We start from the raw sequence: 15,522 nt of genomic DNA on the forward strand, positions 1-15,522 counted from the left end.
TGAATTCTTTGCCTTATCAGCGCTTAGTCGGAACTTAACTTTAATGGAATTCTCTGTTTAACTACAGAGATTTTTTATTTCTAATTATAAAAAAAAGACCCCTGAACGATAGTCTACAAGTTATCCAAAGAGCGCGTTGACATTTTCTTGAATTTATTAAAGAAGCGCTTGCCTTGCGGCCTGGTGGTTTCCGGCGAGACTTAGTTTGTAAGAAGGGGCATAAAGCCCCCTGATAATTAAACTGAACCGATGTTTATTTCTTGCGCGTTCGCATACTCAAATAATTCAATGAGTGATTTCCGAGTTTCAACGTACATTTTACCCAGATTGTCAATTTCAGGAGATTTAATGGAACTTAATTCAGTCTCAGAGATGTCTTTCAAGGCTTGTTTGAGTAAGTTGCAATCTTCCCAGTTGATATCAATTTCGTCAGTCCAAAGTTTATCGAGTAAAAAAATTGATTCATGCTTGGAAAGAGTAAACACAGCTTCAACGAATCCTCGGAAATAAGCATTGCTTCCCATGCAAGTAATTTGCTCTGGTTTATAAGCTGCTAAGTAAATTGTCATTTGCTTTCCTTTTCTACAATTAATAAGAACTAAATCCAAAAAGCGGTAGATTAATCCTATTTATTGAAGGATTAAAGCGTTTGTCATGTCTACCTGAAACTACTTTTCTCCAACAGTCAAAAGCATTCTTAATTGTTAAAAACCCGCAGAAAAAATTGTAGTAAAATATCGAAAATCGACAATAACATTCCCAATAAATTGATTCAACCATTCGCTTATCCATAGTTATTCAACGCACTTTCAATTTTACAATGTTTGTTAGATTGTTGACTAGGTAAATAAAATAATCCCCCAACTAATCAGCTAGGGGATTTGTCGTTTTATTTCCGCAGTTCAGCTAGTCTTTTCCAGTGAATAACTACACCTTCAAACTCTCCAAGATAATCAAAAAAGTCTTCAGAATTATCAAAGCCATCTAATTGAGAAAAATGTTCTACTTCCTCAGCAGAAAGAATTGTGTTATCAAGATAAACTCTTTGCTGGGAGTCTATTAAGATTGATTGAATTTTAGTACATTCTGCATCAAACAACTTTTGAGATTGAGTTGGACTTCTCTGTTTCCAATAAATTTGAAGTTTGCATCCTACTTTAATTGGACTTTTTCGAGGAGTTCTTACAGTCTGTGTCTTCTCGCCAGAAAGAAGTTTCTGCTTAAACACAGAAAAACTTAAAGCAACCATGATTTTCTTAGGTCTCCTAAATTATAAATAATCAATGGAGAAAAGCGGTAGAACCCTCAAGACCATTGCCTAAATTTTGTAAATTAACTTTACGTTATTTTCCTGTAAAATATAAAAAAATTATATTAACTTTATGCCACCCCAAGCCTCCAAGCATTTATTAAAGTTGCAAAGCTGGATTAAGTCTGAAGATTTAGCAAAATGTGATGTATGCAAAAAACCCTACAAAATAGCTGGTTTAGATGCTTCGTTATGCACTGATTGCGGTTGGGTTCTTCATCGGCATGAACAGTTTAGACAAATTATTAAAGATATTATAGTTTACTATTCTAATCACAGAAGAAGCAGCTCAAATAATTTTATTAAAACTGGGGAATCCTTGTCTCAATGATTAATACAAATTACCTTTCATCGGGAGAAGGCGCTAGCAAGCCTGAGACTGCACCAATCGCATTGGAGCCAATCACAATCAATAATTCGGGAATAGGTTTATTTAAAATACTCAAAATTAAACCACCAACTAAAGCTGTTAAAATCGCTCCAGACAAACTACTTACGATTAATCTATAACAAAATCGGTCAATTTTTTTGTGGGTAGAAGAATTCAGATTTTCTGGAGGATAACTTTGAACTTCTAATGGATTATTTTTGGAGGGATTTTCTAAACTCATAGCAGTAGCAAATTATGTACTCTGATATTTTAATATTGAGTTGGGCTGCGAAAAGTTAAAGTTTCAGTCCTTGTTAATTTTTCTTAACATAGAACGGTTTCGGTGCTTCTGGGTTGAGTGGTCAGATTGAAAGAGCGCTTGCCTTGCAGCCCGGCGGTTTCCGGCAGGAGCATAGAGGTTTGCAAGAAGAGCGACGATTGTAGACTGCAAATAATTTACTTAGACGGGCATTTGCTGGTTCATTTTGAATGGCAGGATTACTGATTATTGCGATGTGGTGGTATTTCAGCTAATTTTTTTCTAATAAATATCAATTTTTATTAGTAAGAAATAATCCAAATACTGTGTTTGACTTTATGGTAAAGGGGTCAGACCCTTCAATCAAGATTTTCTTAGGTTCTCGGGAGGAATGAATCTTGATAAAACTTAAATTTTTATATATGATTCTAAGGTTGCAACTTGTGGGATTCGGCTATAAACTGCTTCCCTTTTAGAGATTCTCTTAGTAGAGAATAGGTCAAATTTAAGCCAAGTGCAGTAGATGTTCACTTTAGATGTTGATTATTTATGTCAAGTAAGTATTAGTTGCTTAAACAAAAAAATACCCCACATACTGAGAAGCTTGGCATTTGCCGTGCGCAGTAGGTCGGGCTGTCATAAGTAAATTAATACTTACTTGACATAAAATCAAAAAAACCAATGAGAATCATAACACGTCAAGATTACGCCTCGAAGCAGTCAGGCTTACTAAATCATTGCCTTAATGGTTTACAGAATATTCTCAAGCCTTACCAAACCAGCTTTACAACCAATTTGATTGAGATTGCAACCGAATTAAATCTTAACAATGGAGGCAGCATTTAATGTTTCCCTCCAACAAATTCAACATCAACGACCACATCGACAAGCTCACTCCAGCCAAAAAGAAAGGGAAATATATCTGCCCAGCCTGCAATGGCCACAACCTATCCATCAACTCCACGACAGGGAAATATAACTGCTGGAATTGTGGAGACACTCAGAAAATCAAGGATATCCTCACCGCAGGTTCTCGACCGTTACCGCCGAAGAAATCACCCAGGGAGAAAAAGACCAGCTATTTTAACTATCCCGACCGTCAGGGGAACCCGTTAATCCGCGTGGTCAGAATCGACGACGGACAAGGGAAGAAGCAGATTTTTCAGCAACACTGGGATGGCCAAAACTGGGTTGCGGGATACGGCTCGGTAAAAACAACAGATATTCCCCTGTACCGCTACTCTGAGGTGATAAATGCGATCGCCGTTATTCGAGAAAATCGCCAAACTGATGATACTTTCTATGATCCGCGTTATCTGAATGAAACTGCACGAGCGATTGTGGAAGCCCAACCGGGAACCGTGTTAATCTATCCTTTGGTGTTAGAAGATAAACTCTGGATACTGTGGACAACTGCGGGAAATGTGGCGGGAAGCAAAGAGATTTCCGTCAGTCAGCAACAGTTAGGAAACATGGTGGTCAAATTTCGAGCGCTGTTAGATAATCCCAATTCAAATCTACAGGAATTACAGGCGACCGCTCAACAACTTTATCAATGGTTAATTCAACCGATAGAGTCCGAACTGAGAGAAAATCAGATTGAACGGTTAGTTTTTGCTCAAGATCGGGTGACTCGTTATATTCCGATGGCGGCATTGCACGATGGCGAACAATATCTGATTCAACGTTACACCATTCATTCGATTTTGTCAGCCCAATTAACCGATATGAACGATAAACTTTCTCCCGGTATTGAAGAAAACTCGGTGTTGGGGTTGGGACTCTCCGATGGGGTTGCCGAGTTTGACCCGTTGCCGAATGTTGAAATAGAATTGAATAAAATTGTTCGCAGCGATGAAAGGGACTTGGAAGGAATTTATCGGGGTCAAAAATACCTCAATCAAGCTTTTACTTTCGATATTCTCGCTCAAAATGTTTCCGGTCATCGTATTCTACATATTGCGACTCATGGTAAGTTTGAACCGGGAGTTCCTGAAGATTCTTTTCTGCTTTTAGGAACGGGAGAACGCCTCACCATTCCCGAAATTAATAGTATCGGTTCGGAGTTAAAAGATGTTCATTTGGTGGTGTTATCGGCCTGTGAAACGGCGTTGGGGGGCCGGATGCGGAGGGGATTGAAATTGCCGGAATTAGTTCTTATTTCCTCCAAGCCGGACGTGCGAGTGCGGTAATGGCTTCTTTGTGGCTGGTTAACGACCCGGCGACCAGTCAACTCATGCAACAATTTTACCGCCATTTATACGATGGAAAAACCAAAGCCGAAGCGTTACAATTTGCCCAATTAAGTTTTCTCAATGAGAGTCAAACCGCAACAGAAAATGATGAACGAACGGGAGATGGTGGATTTATTCAACTCGATGCCAGAACCGGATTGCCGATTAATAATGTGATAAATACTCTCAGCCATCCTTATTATTGGGCGGCGTTTATATTAATTGGAAACGGCTTGTAGAAAACCAATTTGACAAGATTTTAAGAAAACGATTGCATAAGCTTATACTTCCTCAAAATAGATTTTAAGTGATAACACAGTTAAAATTTTGTGGTTGTATCGGAGGAGCGATGTCTCAACTCAAACGCCGTCATTTCCTACAATTCGCCGGATCGACTCTGGCGACACTAGGTCTAAGTCAACTGGATTTTTTTCGAGGTGCAGAGGGTTATGGTCGAGTTCTTGCTCAAAGTACACCCCGTAAATTAGCATTGTTAGTGGGAATTAATGAATATCAAGGAGCCAATCAATTAAATGGTTGTCTTACTGATGTGGAGTTACAGAAAAATTTACTTATTCATCGCTTTGGGTTTAAATCGGACGATATTAAAATTGTATCTGATAATTCGGACATGAAACCGACCCGTGAAAATATTATCAAAGCCTTTCGAGAACACTTAATTAAACAAGCCAAACCTAATGATGTTGTGGTGTTTCATTATTCCGGTCATGGCGATCGCATTCAAGACCCATCTCCATTAAATATAGAAGCTTGTCGTCTAGCCGGAGACTGTAGCTTCAATGGCACAATTGTACCTCAAAACGCCGCGCCTGTAAACATAGAAGCATCAGAAGTAGAAGTCTCCCACATTATGGGACAAACCTTATTTTTGTTGACAAGCTTGCTTCAGACCGAGAAATTTACAATGATATTAGATAGCTGCCATTCGGGTGCAGGAACGCGAGGAAATGTTGTGGTTCGGGCTGCACGTCGGCAGGTTGGGAGCGAACAAATCTTAGTACCGAGTTCGAGTGAATTAGAGCTACAAAAAGAACTGATCGCCGAGTTGAATTGGTCTGATGATGAATTTCTCAAACGGCGACAAACGGGAATTGCTAAAGGAATTGCTTTGGGTTCTGCTCAACGAAATCAACTGGCAATTGATGCTCTATTTGAAGGCTTTCATGCCGGAGTCTTTACTTATTTATTAACCCGTTATCTCTGGCAACTGACCTCCGAGCAACCTGTGGAAGCAATCTATGTCAATCTGAAGCGGAGTACAAACAGTTTAGCGACTGCAAAAGAATCCACAATCAGACAGCAACTCCCAACATTTGAATATCAAGCCGGAAGTGATTTTAAGCAAGAGCCGTTATTTTTTCTAGACTTAAAAACTCCTGCGTCTGAAGCAGTAATTACAACCGTCAAAGGAGAAACGATAGAGTTTTGGTTGGGGGGTGTGGCATCACAAAACCTGAAAACTTCGGGGGAAGGAGCGGTCTATTCAGTATTAGATGAGTCCGGAAAAGTGGTTGCAGAAATTCAACAAAACTCTCGGGTTGAGGGGTTATTTGGAAGGGGGAAACAAACCTCCGGAGACTCATCAGCGATTAAAGTGGGTCGGCTATTACGAGAAAAAATTGTTGGAATTCCAGCAAATCCTAAGCTTGAACTGGCTTTAGATGAATCGTTAGGAGCCGATTTAGCAACGGCACAGGCCGAATTAGAATCCAATCGAAGAATTGAATTATTTCCTCAAAATCAACTCTCAGAAAGTGGATATTTCTTAGGACGATTTACCGAAGAACATCAACAGCAACAAAGTGAAATCAATCCCGACCTTGAACTTCCAGCCGTGAGTAGTGTTGGGCTGTTTCAAGCCGATTTAACTCCAGAGAGTCAGTCTTTTGGTCGTTTAGATGAACCGATTGTGAATGCGATTAATCGATTAAAGCCGAGATTTCAACGGTTATTAGTTAATCAGATTTTAGGACAATTGTTGAATGCGGGTCAAGGTTCAACGCTGAAAGTTAAAGCCGAAGTATCTGGAGGAGGTCAAGTATTGCAAGTTGCGAGTCGAGGAATTGATGAGGTTAAAACCGCAAACATTCCGGTTCAATTTCGTTCGGAAACTCAGTTAAAAGTTCAAGTCAATAATGAAAGTAATCAGGATCTTTATCTAGCGATTTTATTAATTAGCGCCCAAGGAGATATGAATACGTTCCACCCAACAAATTGGGATGCGCCTGAAGAAGAATCTTTATTCAGTGCAGGAGAGGTAAAAGAATTGCCTCCTCCTGGAGAATCTCTGGAACTAACAGGAACATCAGGTTTTCCAGAAATTCTGATTTTAGCGAGTCAAGAACCCCTACGAAACACCCTCAAAGCCTTACAACAAATTGCAGCCAGTCGCGGACAATCTCGGGGTCGGTTGGAAGGTATTCGAGGAGATGAATCTTTGGGGGTAATTGATAGTTTATTAGGAGATTTAACAGAACTAAAACGCAGTGTCGATGGTGGATTTCGACAAGGAACTGATGAGTCTGGACAAGGAACGATTCCCTATCAAACTTCCACAATGGCGGTACTTTCGGCTGTCCTTGAAGTGGTGGCTTGATTTGGATGAATTATACTATAAAGTATTCAACTGGAGGAAACAATGACTGTTGCTAAAGATTTAGAAACACTCCAACCGGAAAACCAATTAGAGGAAATCGAATATCCACCCACAAATTTAGAAAGTAAGGAGCCGCCATTGGAAAGTTATTTGCATCTACAACAGTTGTTGCTGTTAATGAAGTGTTTGGATTGGTTATGGCAAGAACGAACTGATTATTTTGCGGCGGGAAATCTAACGATTTACTACAGTTTGGAACAGGTGAAAACCAATGATTTTAGAGGGCCGGATTTCTTTGTAGTTCTCGATACCGAACGCAAACCCCGCAAAAGTTGGACGGTCTGGGAAGAAGGGGGAAAATATCCCAACGTTATTATTGAACTGTTATCAAAATCCACCGCAAATGTAGACGAAGTCACAGCAGCTCCCGGAGCTTGCATCCGGGAGAACTGTGATAGAACAACGAAGAAAAAGATTTACCAAGATACTTTCCGAACTCCCGACTATTTCTGGTTTTCACCGGACAGCTTAGAATTCAAAGGGTTTGAAATCATTCAAGGAAAATATCAAGAACTCCAACCCAACGAACAGGGAAAACTTTGGAGCAAACAATTAAATTTATTTCTGGGAGTTTATGAAGGAAAATTGAGATTTTTTACACCGGAAGGTGAGTTGGTTCCAACTCCCGAAGAAGCAGCAAAATTCGCTGAACAACGAGCAATAGAAGCGGAGAAAACGGCTGAAACCGAACGCGATCGCAATGAACGGTTAGCTGCGAAGTTGCGAGAATTGAATATTGATCCGGAAACGCTGTAAATTGTTATGAATTATTCAGTTTCGATCCAACTTTGGGGATAGCCCCCCTTTGTCCCCCCAAAATTGAGGGGAAATACAGTTCAAAGTCCCCCAGAATTGGGGGATTTAGGGGGCAAACACAAAACATCTTCTACTTTTCAAACCTCCTCTAGCTGAGAACCATCTCAACTGCATATGTGGCTCAACCCCAAAAATAGGTTAGAAGTGAAATGACATCTACCCCGGTCGGAATTTCGGTGTTGAACCTCAAAGCGTTAACCCTGGCGGTTGTTGTGGGTGTGTTGAGTCCAGTTGTATCAATAAATGTTCTGAATGTACCTCAAGTTCTCGCACAAACCCCCGATGAACGAAAAGCAGAAGCAGATCAATTATTCCAACAGGGTCTTCAACAAGCCAAAACTAGCCAATTTCGAGAAGCATTGCAGTCTTGGCAACAAGCGTTAGAAATATATAGAGAAATAGGCGATCGCAAAGGAGAAGTAGCTTCTCTGAGCAATTTGGGTTCTGCTTACAATAGTTTGGGGCAGTATCAAAAAGCTATAGAATTCCATCAGCAGCACTTAACTATTGCACGAGAAATCGGCGATCGCAATGGGGAAGCGAGTTCTCTGGGCAATTTGGGTGTAGCTTTACTCGACCTTAACAAACCAGCAGAAGCAGAAGTTGAGTTGAGAAAAGCAATTGATGTTTTTGAATCTCTCCGAATTGACTTAGAACAGGACTCAGATAAAGTCTCGATTTTTGATACCTATCTTCGCAGTTTTCGTAGCCTTCAATTAGTATTAGTAGCTCAGAATAAAACTGATGCGGCTTTGGAGATTTCTGAAAAAGGTCGCGCTCGCAGTTTGATTGAACTGATGTCCGAACGATTGAATGATGGTCAGCAGGGTTTAGTTCCCACAACCGAACCTCTTAATATTGAGCAAATTCGTCAGATTGCTCAAACTCAAAATTCTACATTTGTTCAGTATTCTATTGTTCGGTTTCCTGATATTTCGTCACTCTATATTTGGGTAATCCAACCCACAGGTGACGTTACTTTCAAAGAAGTTAATTTATCTTCTCTCAATACTCCCCTCAGTGAAATTGTTGATAATAGTCGCATAGAAGATATTGGTGCGAGGGGTCGCAACGGAGATGGTGGCTTTGCTGTTAGACTCTCTCCACAGACTCAACAAGAACGACTCGCCAAACAAACCGCCAATCTCCGCCAACTCCACGACCTTTTAATTCAACCCATCGCCGATTTATTACCAACCGACCCTTCAAAAAAAGTGGTATTTATGCCGCAGGGCGAATTGTATTTAGTTCCGTTTCCGGCGTTGATGGATGAGCAGAATCAATACTTAATTGAAAAACACACAATTCTTACTTCTCCCTCCGTTCAATTGCTGGATGTTGCCCGTCAATCCCACACTGAAAAACAGAACAATCCCGCTTCAGATATTCTCATTGTCGGCAATCCAACCATGCCCGAAGTCTGGAACCCGAATAGTGGAGAAGTAGAACAACTTTCAGCTTTACAAGGGGCCGAAGATGAAGCCTTTGCGATCGCCAAGAAGTTCCAAGTTAAACCGTTAGTTTGGGGCGAGGCTACTGAAACTATTGTAACACAAAAAATGCGGAATGCGCGATTAATTCACCTGGCAACTCACGGACTGTTAGAATATGGTATCCCCGAAGAATCTGGGGTGTTTGATGCGCCGGGAGCGATTGCTTTGGCGCCTTCAGCAGATGCGGACGGACTGTTAACTTCTGTAGAAATTTATAACATGAAACTCAACGCCGAGTTGGTGGTATTGAGCGCTTGTGATACCGGACGGGGTAAAATTTCGGGGGATGGGGTAATTGGATTATCTCGTGCATTTTTGCAGGCGGGAGTTCCCAGTTTAATTGTTTCGTTGTGGAAAGTTCCCGATGATTCCACCCAGTTTTTAATGACTAAATTTTATGAGTATTGGACAGAAGATACCGATAAAATTGTTGCGTTACGTCGGGCGATTTTAGAAACTAAAGAAAAGTATCCCGAACCGATTAATTGGGCGGCGTTTACCCTCGTTGGAGAAGCACAATAAAGATTAACCTCTCGAACTCAACCCTTGACCCCCACCAACCTCCTATTACTCCCCTCGCCTTTTAGGAGAGGGGTTGGGGGAGAGGTTCTTAAGAAGGTAAACAAAGTTCCTCAACCGTTTCGTTAATTAACACTTTCAAATCTTCAGAAGGAGACTCAACAGATAACACTTCTTTCCAAAACTCAGACCAAAGTTTCTGACTCGCAAAATAATCAGCCCGTTGTAAGATTACCACATCGACTGTAATATTTTTTTCTTCCAATTCTTGTTCTAACTTTTGTAAATATTGAGTGAGATAATTCCGTTCTTCGGGAGTCATTATCCTCAACGGAATCGAACTATAATCAATGGAAGGACTGGTTGAAACCTGAAGTTCATAAATTTGACCGGGTTTGAGTACAGTTTCAACCGTAACTTGATAAAGTTTAAATGGAGTATAAGATTCAGTTTCAGTATTTAATTCTACCCGATTTTCCGCCGAAATTTCTTTACTCCAAACCACCTTTTCATTACCTTGTTCTCGAATTTCAATTTGAGTTATACCTCCCGTCCAGGTGAAAGTCGGACGTTCATTCCAAACCCGTTCAACCTCTAAAAATTGATTCGGCGCGATGGGACAGAAATCATCCCCTTTACTCCCCCCTTCAGTTCCTTCATTCTCAGGGGGTTCACTCCGAGGAAAAAATCGACGCCAAAGACTTTCTCTTTCAAAACCTTCTTCATCCTTTGGTTGACTACGACTTAAAAACATCCAGGAAGTTTCGGATAAAACTTCAGCTTGAAAAATTGTTGAAATACTTACAGAGATTAGAGATAAAGCAATAACTTTAGCGGGAATAAGTTGATATAAATTCATCGAAATTTACCCCTTTATTGTGTTTAAATTGAAATAATTAATCTTTAAAGTTGGTTTGATTAATTAAGTTAGGTACGGTATAAACCCAAATCATGGTTGCGGGAATCAAGATTGGCAATAGAATAGAAACAGAAACATAAAGTTGTAGGCTAATCCATCCATAAATTAGTGTTCCACCCGTTACCAATAGTATCAGCTTTTCTCTAGAAAATTCATATTTACTTAGAAGAATATTCAGACCTTTGCCAATCGGAACAAACAGCCAAATCAGCCATAAATCTGGCACAGAAATCACTGGACGTTGTTGAAGGAAATGGTTAAATAAATAGGCATGAACTTTACCGCCAACAAATAAAGGACAGGACTCTTGAGATTGAGATATTTTTTGCCAATAGCAGAACGCTGGAGGTGGAGGTAAATTATCTTCTCCAAAACTATTAACTCCCGCAGTTCGATATCCTCCCGGTATGATTAAAATGACAGATTGCGAATATTTTTGTTGCAGTTCATCGGGTTGACTTGCTAAAAAATCTTGGGCGGATATAGTTTCATAAACAAATTGAGCAGGAGTCGAAAAATCGGTAATCGGATGAAGCCAATACTGCCTAAAACCATAACCTATCTGGGTTATACCCAAAGGCTGCATCCAATTTTTTAATAATTTATCGGTTAATTCTGTAGGTTTTTTTTGCAAAAATAAATCATTTTCGGATTCACTAGAAACCTTTGCCAAAGCTAACAAATAACTAAGGGGAAAAGGGCGTTCCTCTGTTGAGAGCGGTAAAAGTGTCATAAAACGACCGTTTCGCCAAAGACGAGTATCTCCTTGCCAAGTTTGATGAGTTGTAAATTGGTTTAATGTCCAGAGTCGATATCCGGGTTTTGTACCTCGACTTGTTGCAAATATGAACAGAGTATCCAAAGACTTTGCACGATTTAACGCCGTTTCTAATATTTGGTCTTCTTCTGGCTGCGGGGTATTTAAAATATAATCAATTCCGATTATTTTCCGATTGATTTGAGTCGCCTGATTAACCAATTGAGCCAGATAAACACGACTGATTAAGATAGGGTCAGAAAATCCAGCAGCAACCAAAGAAGGTTCATCAATTTCAACTAATAAAATAGACGGTTTTGTTTGAGGAATCTGTCCGGTTATATTCCGATAAACGGCTTGAACTCCCACTCGTTGTTCGAGTAATTGATACTGAACTGGAACTTGCCAACTTAAAATAGACAAACCCGCCAAAGCAATAAGTTCATACCATTTTGGACGAAGAAACTGCTTCAAAAGTTCTCGCCAACCCGAAGGTTGAAGCCGAAACCATTGAGTATTAGGATAGCGAAATAGGGAAGGAATTAAATAAGCCGAAGGATAGGTAAAAGATTTCTCCACTTTGAGAAACTTACAAGCCGCAGTTAAGGATTCCTGAACGTCTTTGTATTCAGCTAAATTTTGCAAGAATTGTAACAGAAACTCCTGTGCAACTTGATTGTGAATGGGTTCCCGCATCACCGCAACTTGACTCAATCCCAAGTTAATTAAACTCTCAGCAATTTTCAAGCCGTTGCAAGAATTAAACAGTGCAAATTGCAATCCATTATTCTTAGCAATTTCTAGCTGATGGCTAATATCTTTGATATGCAGAAACTCTCCCGGTGCAATTCCTAATTCTCCTCCCGTCATCTGAGTTTCATTGCTATGTCCGGCGAAAAACAACACATCCCAACCCTTTTCATCGGTAATAGCTTGCTTGATTTCTGTTTCCAACTCTGAGATAGATTTTCCCGGTTCCCAACCCACCGTTTCAACCGTTGCTAGGGGTTTAAGTTGGTTTTGGAGAGCGAGTAAATCTTGCTGAAAATTGAGATGACCATCCTGACCAATAATCGCTAAAATTCGCGGACGAGAACGTTTAACTGGAGGAGAAGGAGGGGCGGTAATATTGTTAGGAATTCGAGAAATATAAAGCGGGTCAGAAGTTGCAAACTTAACGCCAATTTCCCAAGACTCCCAAGGGAGTTTTTCCAGTTCAGGCGAACCGCAAATTAGAAACAGATTAACAGTTTTATGGGGAGAGTATTGACGACAAACTTCGGAAATTTTTGCTCGAATATCAAACAGTTTACGGCTGCGTAACCATTGATTAAAATCGTAGAGTAAGCGAGTTTCTGCTTCCACTAAACGACCTTTCCAATCGGTTACAGACGGTGAAATCGTTCCACTTCCACCCGATTTTCCCCGCAAGTTATCGTCTGCGTCTTCTCTATTAAATGAGGGTTGAGCTTGATAGAAATTGATGTAAGCTCTCCGCCAATCTTCATAGAGAACCATTAACGTTTGGGGAAATGGAACCTGAGCGGGAAGTCGCTGTCCGGATTCCGTTGTTAACTCAAATAGACAGGATTGTTCGACCTGTTGAACGTATAATTGCAGCATGATAAATTACCCGTAAACTAACCAATAAAAGTGAATGGCGGTAAGGTGATAGCCGTTCCATTGGGAAAGTGAATTGTCACAAAAAACTGTTCATTATAAGCACCAATCACTTGAGCATAAATGTAGTCTTGTGTGGGATTAGTTAGCACGGGTTCTTCTAAGACTTGTAACTCATCTCGAACGGTTAATTGAGTTCTCACAGGTAAACTTGAACTGGGTTGAGAAGTAAGTAAAAGTAATAGCGTCCATTCGGGAGAATTTATATTAGTATTAATTTGCCAAGTTGTCACATACAATCGCATGGCAATTTCACCCCAAACTAAATCTCTATAAGCAGTTCTAGCTTCAAAAGGAATGACCAATTGAGCTTGATTTCTTAACTCAGTTACGGCATCTGTAAACAGTTCCATCGGACTTCTTAAATCTCGAAAAGCCGAACTATAACTCAAGGGTGGGAGTAACGTCCAAGACAATTCTTCGGCGATTTGACCCAACTGATTTTTTAACCAGTCGCCCACATTTAAAGCGGGTTGAACAGCTTGAGATAATCTTTGTTGACTGCTAACCGTTTCGGGTTCAAAACACCGTAAATAGAGCAACAATTTATCCGGTTTAAATTCAAACCAATCGGTTGAAAACAACGCCAGTTCGTCATCAAGAATAATTGGATTGTGTTGATTGAGTTGTGCTTGAGTTAAGTATCCCAACAGGGAAACATTCACTTGTTCTTCCGAGTCTTCTAAAACAGGTACATCTTCTATGACTTCAATCAAAACATAAAAACTAGACTGTGTTTGAGAATTTTCGAGAATCGCTCTGGGAACACAAACTTCCGAATTATGGGAACTGTCCGTAACAATTAAATTGAGTCTGAAGTTACCCACTTGAAGCTGATTAATAGATGGGTTTGATAACTGAACTGAATCATTTTGTATCAACTCTGGCGAACGCATCCGCAACCATTCAATCGTTCCCAACTTGGCTAAAATATTCAGATAAACTTGCCATTGTTGGCGGGGACGGGTTGTTAAGGTTTGGCTTATTTCTGCTGCTAAATTAACCTGTTCTAATGTCAGAAAAATATTGTCTTCAGTCAGAAACTTTCCGAGATTCATGCTGTCATATTCCATAGTTGTGTTTTTCATAGCTTTAACGTCCAATTCTAGTGTTTAAGGTTGATAGTGTGATTCGATAAGACGACAGAGACGGCGATTAAATAAGCTCTCGCGGGAACAATTAAAACTCATGGTTTCTCGCTCTGCTTCGGCAATTATTCGGTCAATTTCTGCGGCTACAGCCTGTTCCAAACATTCCAATTGAGTTGGGTTCGTATAATAACGTGCGAGTTGGATCACTTGTTCTTTCAAAATGACAAGTAACCGTTTCTGGATATCCTGTCGCAGAGTTATTAACTGTAATAAACGAGTGACTTGATACTGTTTTTGCAACCCAACTTTCCGAGCAATTTCACTCATCGGTTGACTCAGACAATAGAGTTGCAAGGCTTGAATAAAAATTTTATCTTTCGGGGGTTTGCGTTTTTTAAAAGAACTCAAACGGTCATTCAATACGTGTAAAATAGCTTGGTCGAGTTGGGTAAGAAGTAATTGACGGTAACGCTGCAAAAACTCCCCCATTTCCCCTTCAGTTTCATCAATTGTTTCTTGGGGGGTATTATCGAGAAGCGGTTCTCGTTGGGGTTGACGCGAACGCCGAATAAACTCCGCCAAAGATTCTAATTCTTCTAACAGATCATCGGGAGTATAATTATTGAATCCTTTTTCCTCCAAATCTGCTATAATTCTATTTAACTGTTCGGGGCTTGGCGGTTGACAGCGAGAACGGGAACGGTTCTTTTGTAGGCGATCGCTTAAATAAACCGTTTGATAACTGTCTAAAATTTCCCCCGATTTTTGTGCTAAAATAGAACTATAGTTGTATACTTCTGTCAGCAACCGTTCTAACTGTTTGGGGTGATAATTATTGAGAATTGACCAGTCACTTTGTAAGTGTACTCCGCAGTCCCAAAGAAAACGATTCAGTTCGGGATGAGACTTCACCAGTCGCGCCGTCCAAGTGCTGAGTTGACCCCGTTCTGGGTTGAATGTTCGGAGAATTTTATTGGCTAAAGATTCGTAGTTAGTATCAGTTTTCGGAGTTGAACGGGGAAGCAATTCAAAATCATCGAGAACAAAAGGGAGTAAATCTATTTGATTAAAACCGCCCATTTCTCCAAATCTTCTCGCTAATTCCGAACAAGTTTGTTCAATTTGCTGAGAAATAAAACACCGCAAACAAAATTCAGCCCCAAGTTGAGTTTGGGAATCTTCAGAAGTTGTTTCCGAACGCATCAGATGAACCAATTGTCGTTGAATGACACCATCTGGAACTTCCGAGTTCATTAATTGGGGAAACTGCTGTTGAAACAAGGCTTTAGCCGTAGGAATTTCTTCCACCTGGCGCTTTCCTCCCGAGTTCAACCTCACCCAACACCAATATCGTAATGCAGAACCCATGAGATTTTGAATGACCTCCAAATAGACGCT

At 40.3% G+C, this 15,522-nt stretch carries 10 protein-coding genes and 1 pseudogene; 4 read left to right on the top strand and 7 right to left on the bottom strand.

Annotated features, from left to right (window positions below; translation table 11 throughout):
- Window positions 1-236 precede the first annotated feature (236 nt).
- The 3 genes from M595_RS05300 to M595_RS05310 all read right to left on the bottom strand — a co-directional run bounded on the left by M595_RS05300 (window position 237) and on the right by M595_RS05310 (window position 1,920).
- The gene (locus M595_RS05300) at window positions 237-569 is read right to left on the bottom strand and encodes a hypothetical protein (protein ID WP_040483626.1); all 333 of its coding nucleotides are present in this window, start codon (window positions 567-569) and stop codon (window positions 237-239) included.
- 320 nt (window positions 570-889) lie between these two features.
- Complete coding sequence (locus tag M595_RS05305; RefSeq protein WP_023065130.1) at window positions 890-1,249, bottom strand: ASCH domain-containing protein; 360 nt, start codon at window positions 1,247-1,249, stop codon at window positions 890-892.
- A 401-nt stretch (window positions 1,250-1,650) separates the two neighbouring features.
- Window positions 1,651-1,920: a hypothetical protein gene (locus M595_RS05310; RefSeq protein ID WP_023065064.1), complete on the bottom strand. Its 270-nt coding sequence runs from the start codon at window positions 1,918-1,920 to the stop codon at window positions 1,651-1,653.
- A gap of 1,490 nt (window positions 1,921-3,410) precedes the next feature.
- Between M595_RS05310 and M595_RS32115 the strand changes: the two are divergent.
- The 4 genes and pseudogenes from M595_RS32115 to M595_RS05335 all read left to right on the top strand — a co-directional run bounded on the left by M595_RS32115 (window position 3,411) and on the right by M595_RS05335 (window position 9,680).
- Window positions 3,411-4,411: pseudogene (locus M595_RS32115) on the top strand (CHAT domain-containing protein).
- Window positions 4,412-4,521: 110 nt separating this feature from the next.
- Window positions 4,522-6,789, top strand: a complete 2,268-nt coding sequence (locus tag M595_RS05325) for a caspase family protein (RefSeq protein WP_023065070.1) — start codon at window positions 4,522-4,524, stop codon at window positions 6,787-6,789.
- A gap of 42 nt (window positions 6,790-6,831) precedes the next feature.
- Window positions 6,832-7,605, top strand: a complete 774-nt coding sequence (locus tag M595_RS05330) for a Uma2 family endonuclease (RefSeq protein ID WP_023065084.1) — start codon at window positions 6,832-6,834, stop codon at window positions 7,603-7,605.
- Between the two features lie 209 nt (window positions 7,606-7,814).
- Window positions 7,815-9,680 carry a CHAT domain-containing protein gene (locus M595_RS05335; RefSeq protein WP_023065050.1) on the top strand — a complete coding sequence of 622 codons (1,866 nt, stop codon included), beginning with the start codon at window positions 7,815-7,817 and terminating at the stop codon, window positions 9,678-9,680.
- A gap of 88 nt (window positions 9,681-9,768) precedes the next feature.
- Here the strand turns inward: M595_RS05335 and M595_RS05340 are convergent, their stop codons facing one another.
- Genes M595_RS05340 through M595_RS05355 form a run of 4 tightly spaced genes read right to left on the bottom strand, consistent with a single transcriptional unit; the run spans window position 9,769 to window position 15,492 of the window.
- Window positions 9,769-10,536 carry a hypothetical protein gene (locus M595_RS05340; RefSeq protein ID WP_023065067.1) on the bottom strand — a complete coding sequence of 256 codons (768 nt, stop codon included), beginning with the start codon at window positions 10,534-10,536 and terminating at the stop codon, window positions 9,769-9,771.
- Between the two features lie 37 nt (window positions 10,537-10,573).
- Window positions 10,574-12,976: a CHASE2 domain-containing protein gene (locus M595_RS05345; RefSeq protein ID WP_023065128.1), complete on the bottom strand. Its 2,403-nt coding sequence runs from the start codon at window positions 12,974-12,976 to the stop codon at window positions 10,574-10,576.
- 17 nt (window positions 12,977-12,993) lie between these two features.
- On the bottom strand, window positions 12,994-14,121 hold the full coding sequence (locus M595_RS05350; protein WP_083492777.1) for a DUF1822 family protein: 1,128 nt from the start codon (window positions 14,119-14,121) through the stop codon (window positions 12,994-12,996).
- A gap of 24 nt (window positions 14,122-14,145) precedes the next feature.
- Window positions 14,146-15,492, bottom strand: a complete 1,347-nt coding sequence (locus M595_RS05355; RefSeq protein WP_040483628.1) for a hypothetical protein — start codon at window positions 15,490-15,492, stop codon at window positions 14,146-14,148.
- Window positions 15,493-15,522 lie beyond the last annotated feature (30 nt).

The sequence above is a fragment of the Lyngbya aestuarii BL J genome, from assembly GCF_000478195.2.
Classification (GTDB): domain Bacteria; phylum Cyanobacteriota; class Cyanobacteriia; order Cyanobacteriales; family Microcoleaceae; genus Capilliphycus; species Capilliphycus aestuarii.

What these genes read in the sequence shown, in the direction of transcription:
- M595_RS05310 (WP_023065064.1), bottom strand. Translation starts at nt 1,920, where the DNA reads ATGAGTTTAGAAAATCCCTCCAAAAATAATCCATTAGAAGTTCAAAGT.
- M595_RS05355 (WP_040483628.1), bottom strand. Translation starts at nt 15,492, where the DNA reads ATGGGTTCTGCATTACGATATTGGTGTTGGGTGAGGTTGAACTCGGGA.
- M595_RS05305 (WP_023065130.1), bottom strand. Translation starts at nt 1,249, where the DNA reads ATGGTTGCTTTAAGTTTTTCTGTGTTTAAGCAGAAACTTCTTTCTGGC.
- M595_RS05335 (WP_023065050.1), top strand. Translation starts at nt 7,815, where the DNA reads ATGACATCTACCCCGGTCGGAATTTCGGTGTTGAACCTCAAAGCGTTA.
- M595_RS05350 (WP_083492777.1), bottom strand. Translation starts at nt 14,121, where the DNA reads ATGAAAAACACAACTATGGAATATGACAGCATGAATCTCGGAAAGTTT.
- M595_RS05325 (WP_023065070.1), top strand. Translation starts at nt 4,522, where the DNA reads ATGTCTCAACTCAAACGCCGTCATTTCCTACAATTCGCCGGATCGACT.
- M595_RS05345 (WP_023065128.1), bottom strand. Translation starts at nt 12,976, where the DNA reads ATGCTGCAATTATACGTTCAACAGGTCGAACAATCCTGTCTATTTGAG.
- M595_RS05330 (WP_023065084.1), top strand. Translation starts at nt 6,832, where the DNA reads ATGACTGTTGCTAAAGATTTAGAAACACTCCAACCGGAAAACCAATTA.
- M595_RS05300 (WP_040483626.1), bottom strand. Translation starts at nt 569, where the DNA reads ATGACAATTTACTTAGCAGCTTATAAACCAGAGCAAATTACTTGCATG.
- M595_RS05340 (WP_023065067.1), bottom strand. Translation starts at nt 10,536, where the DNA reads ATGAATTTATATCAACTTATTCCCGCTAAAGTTATTGCTTTATCTCTA.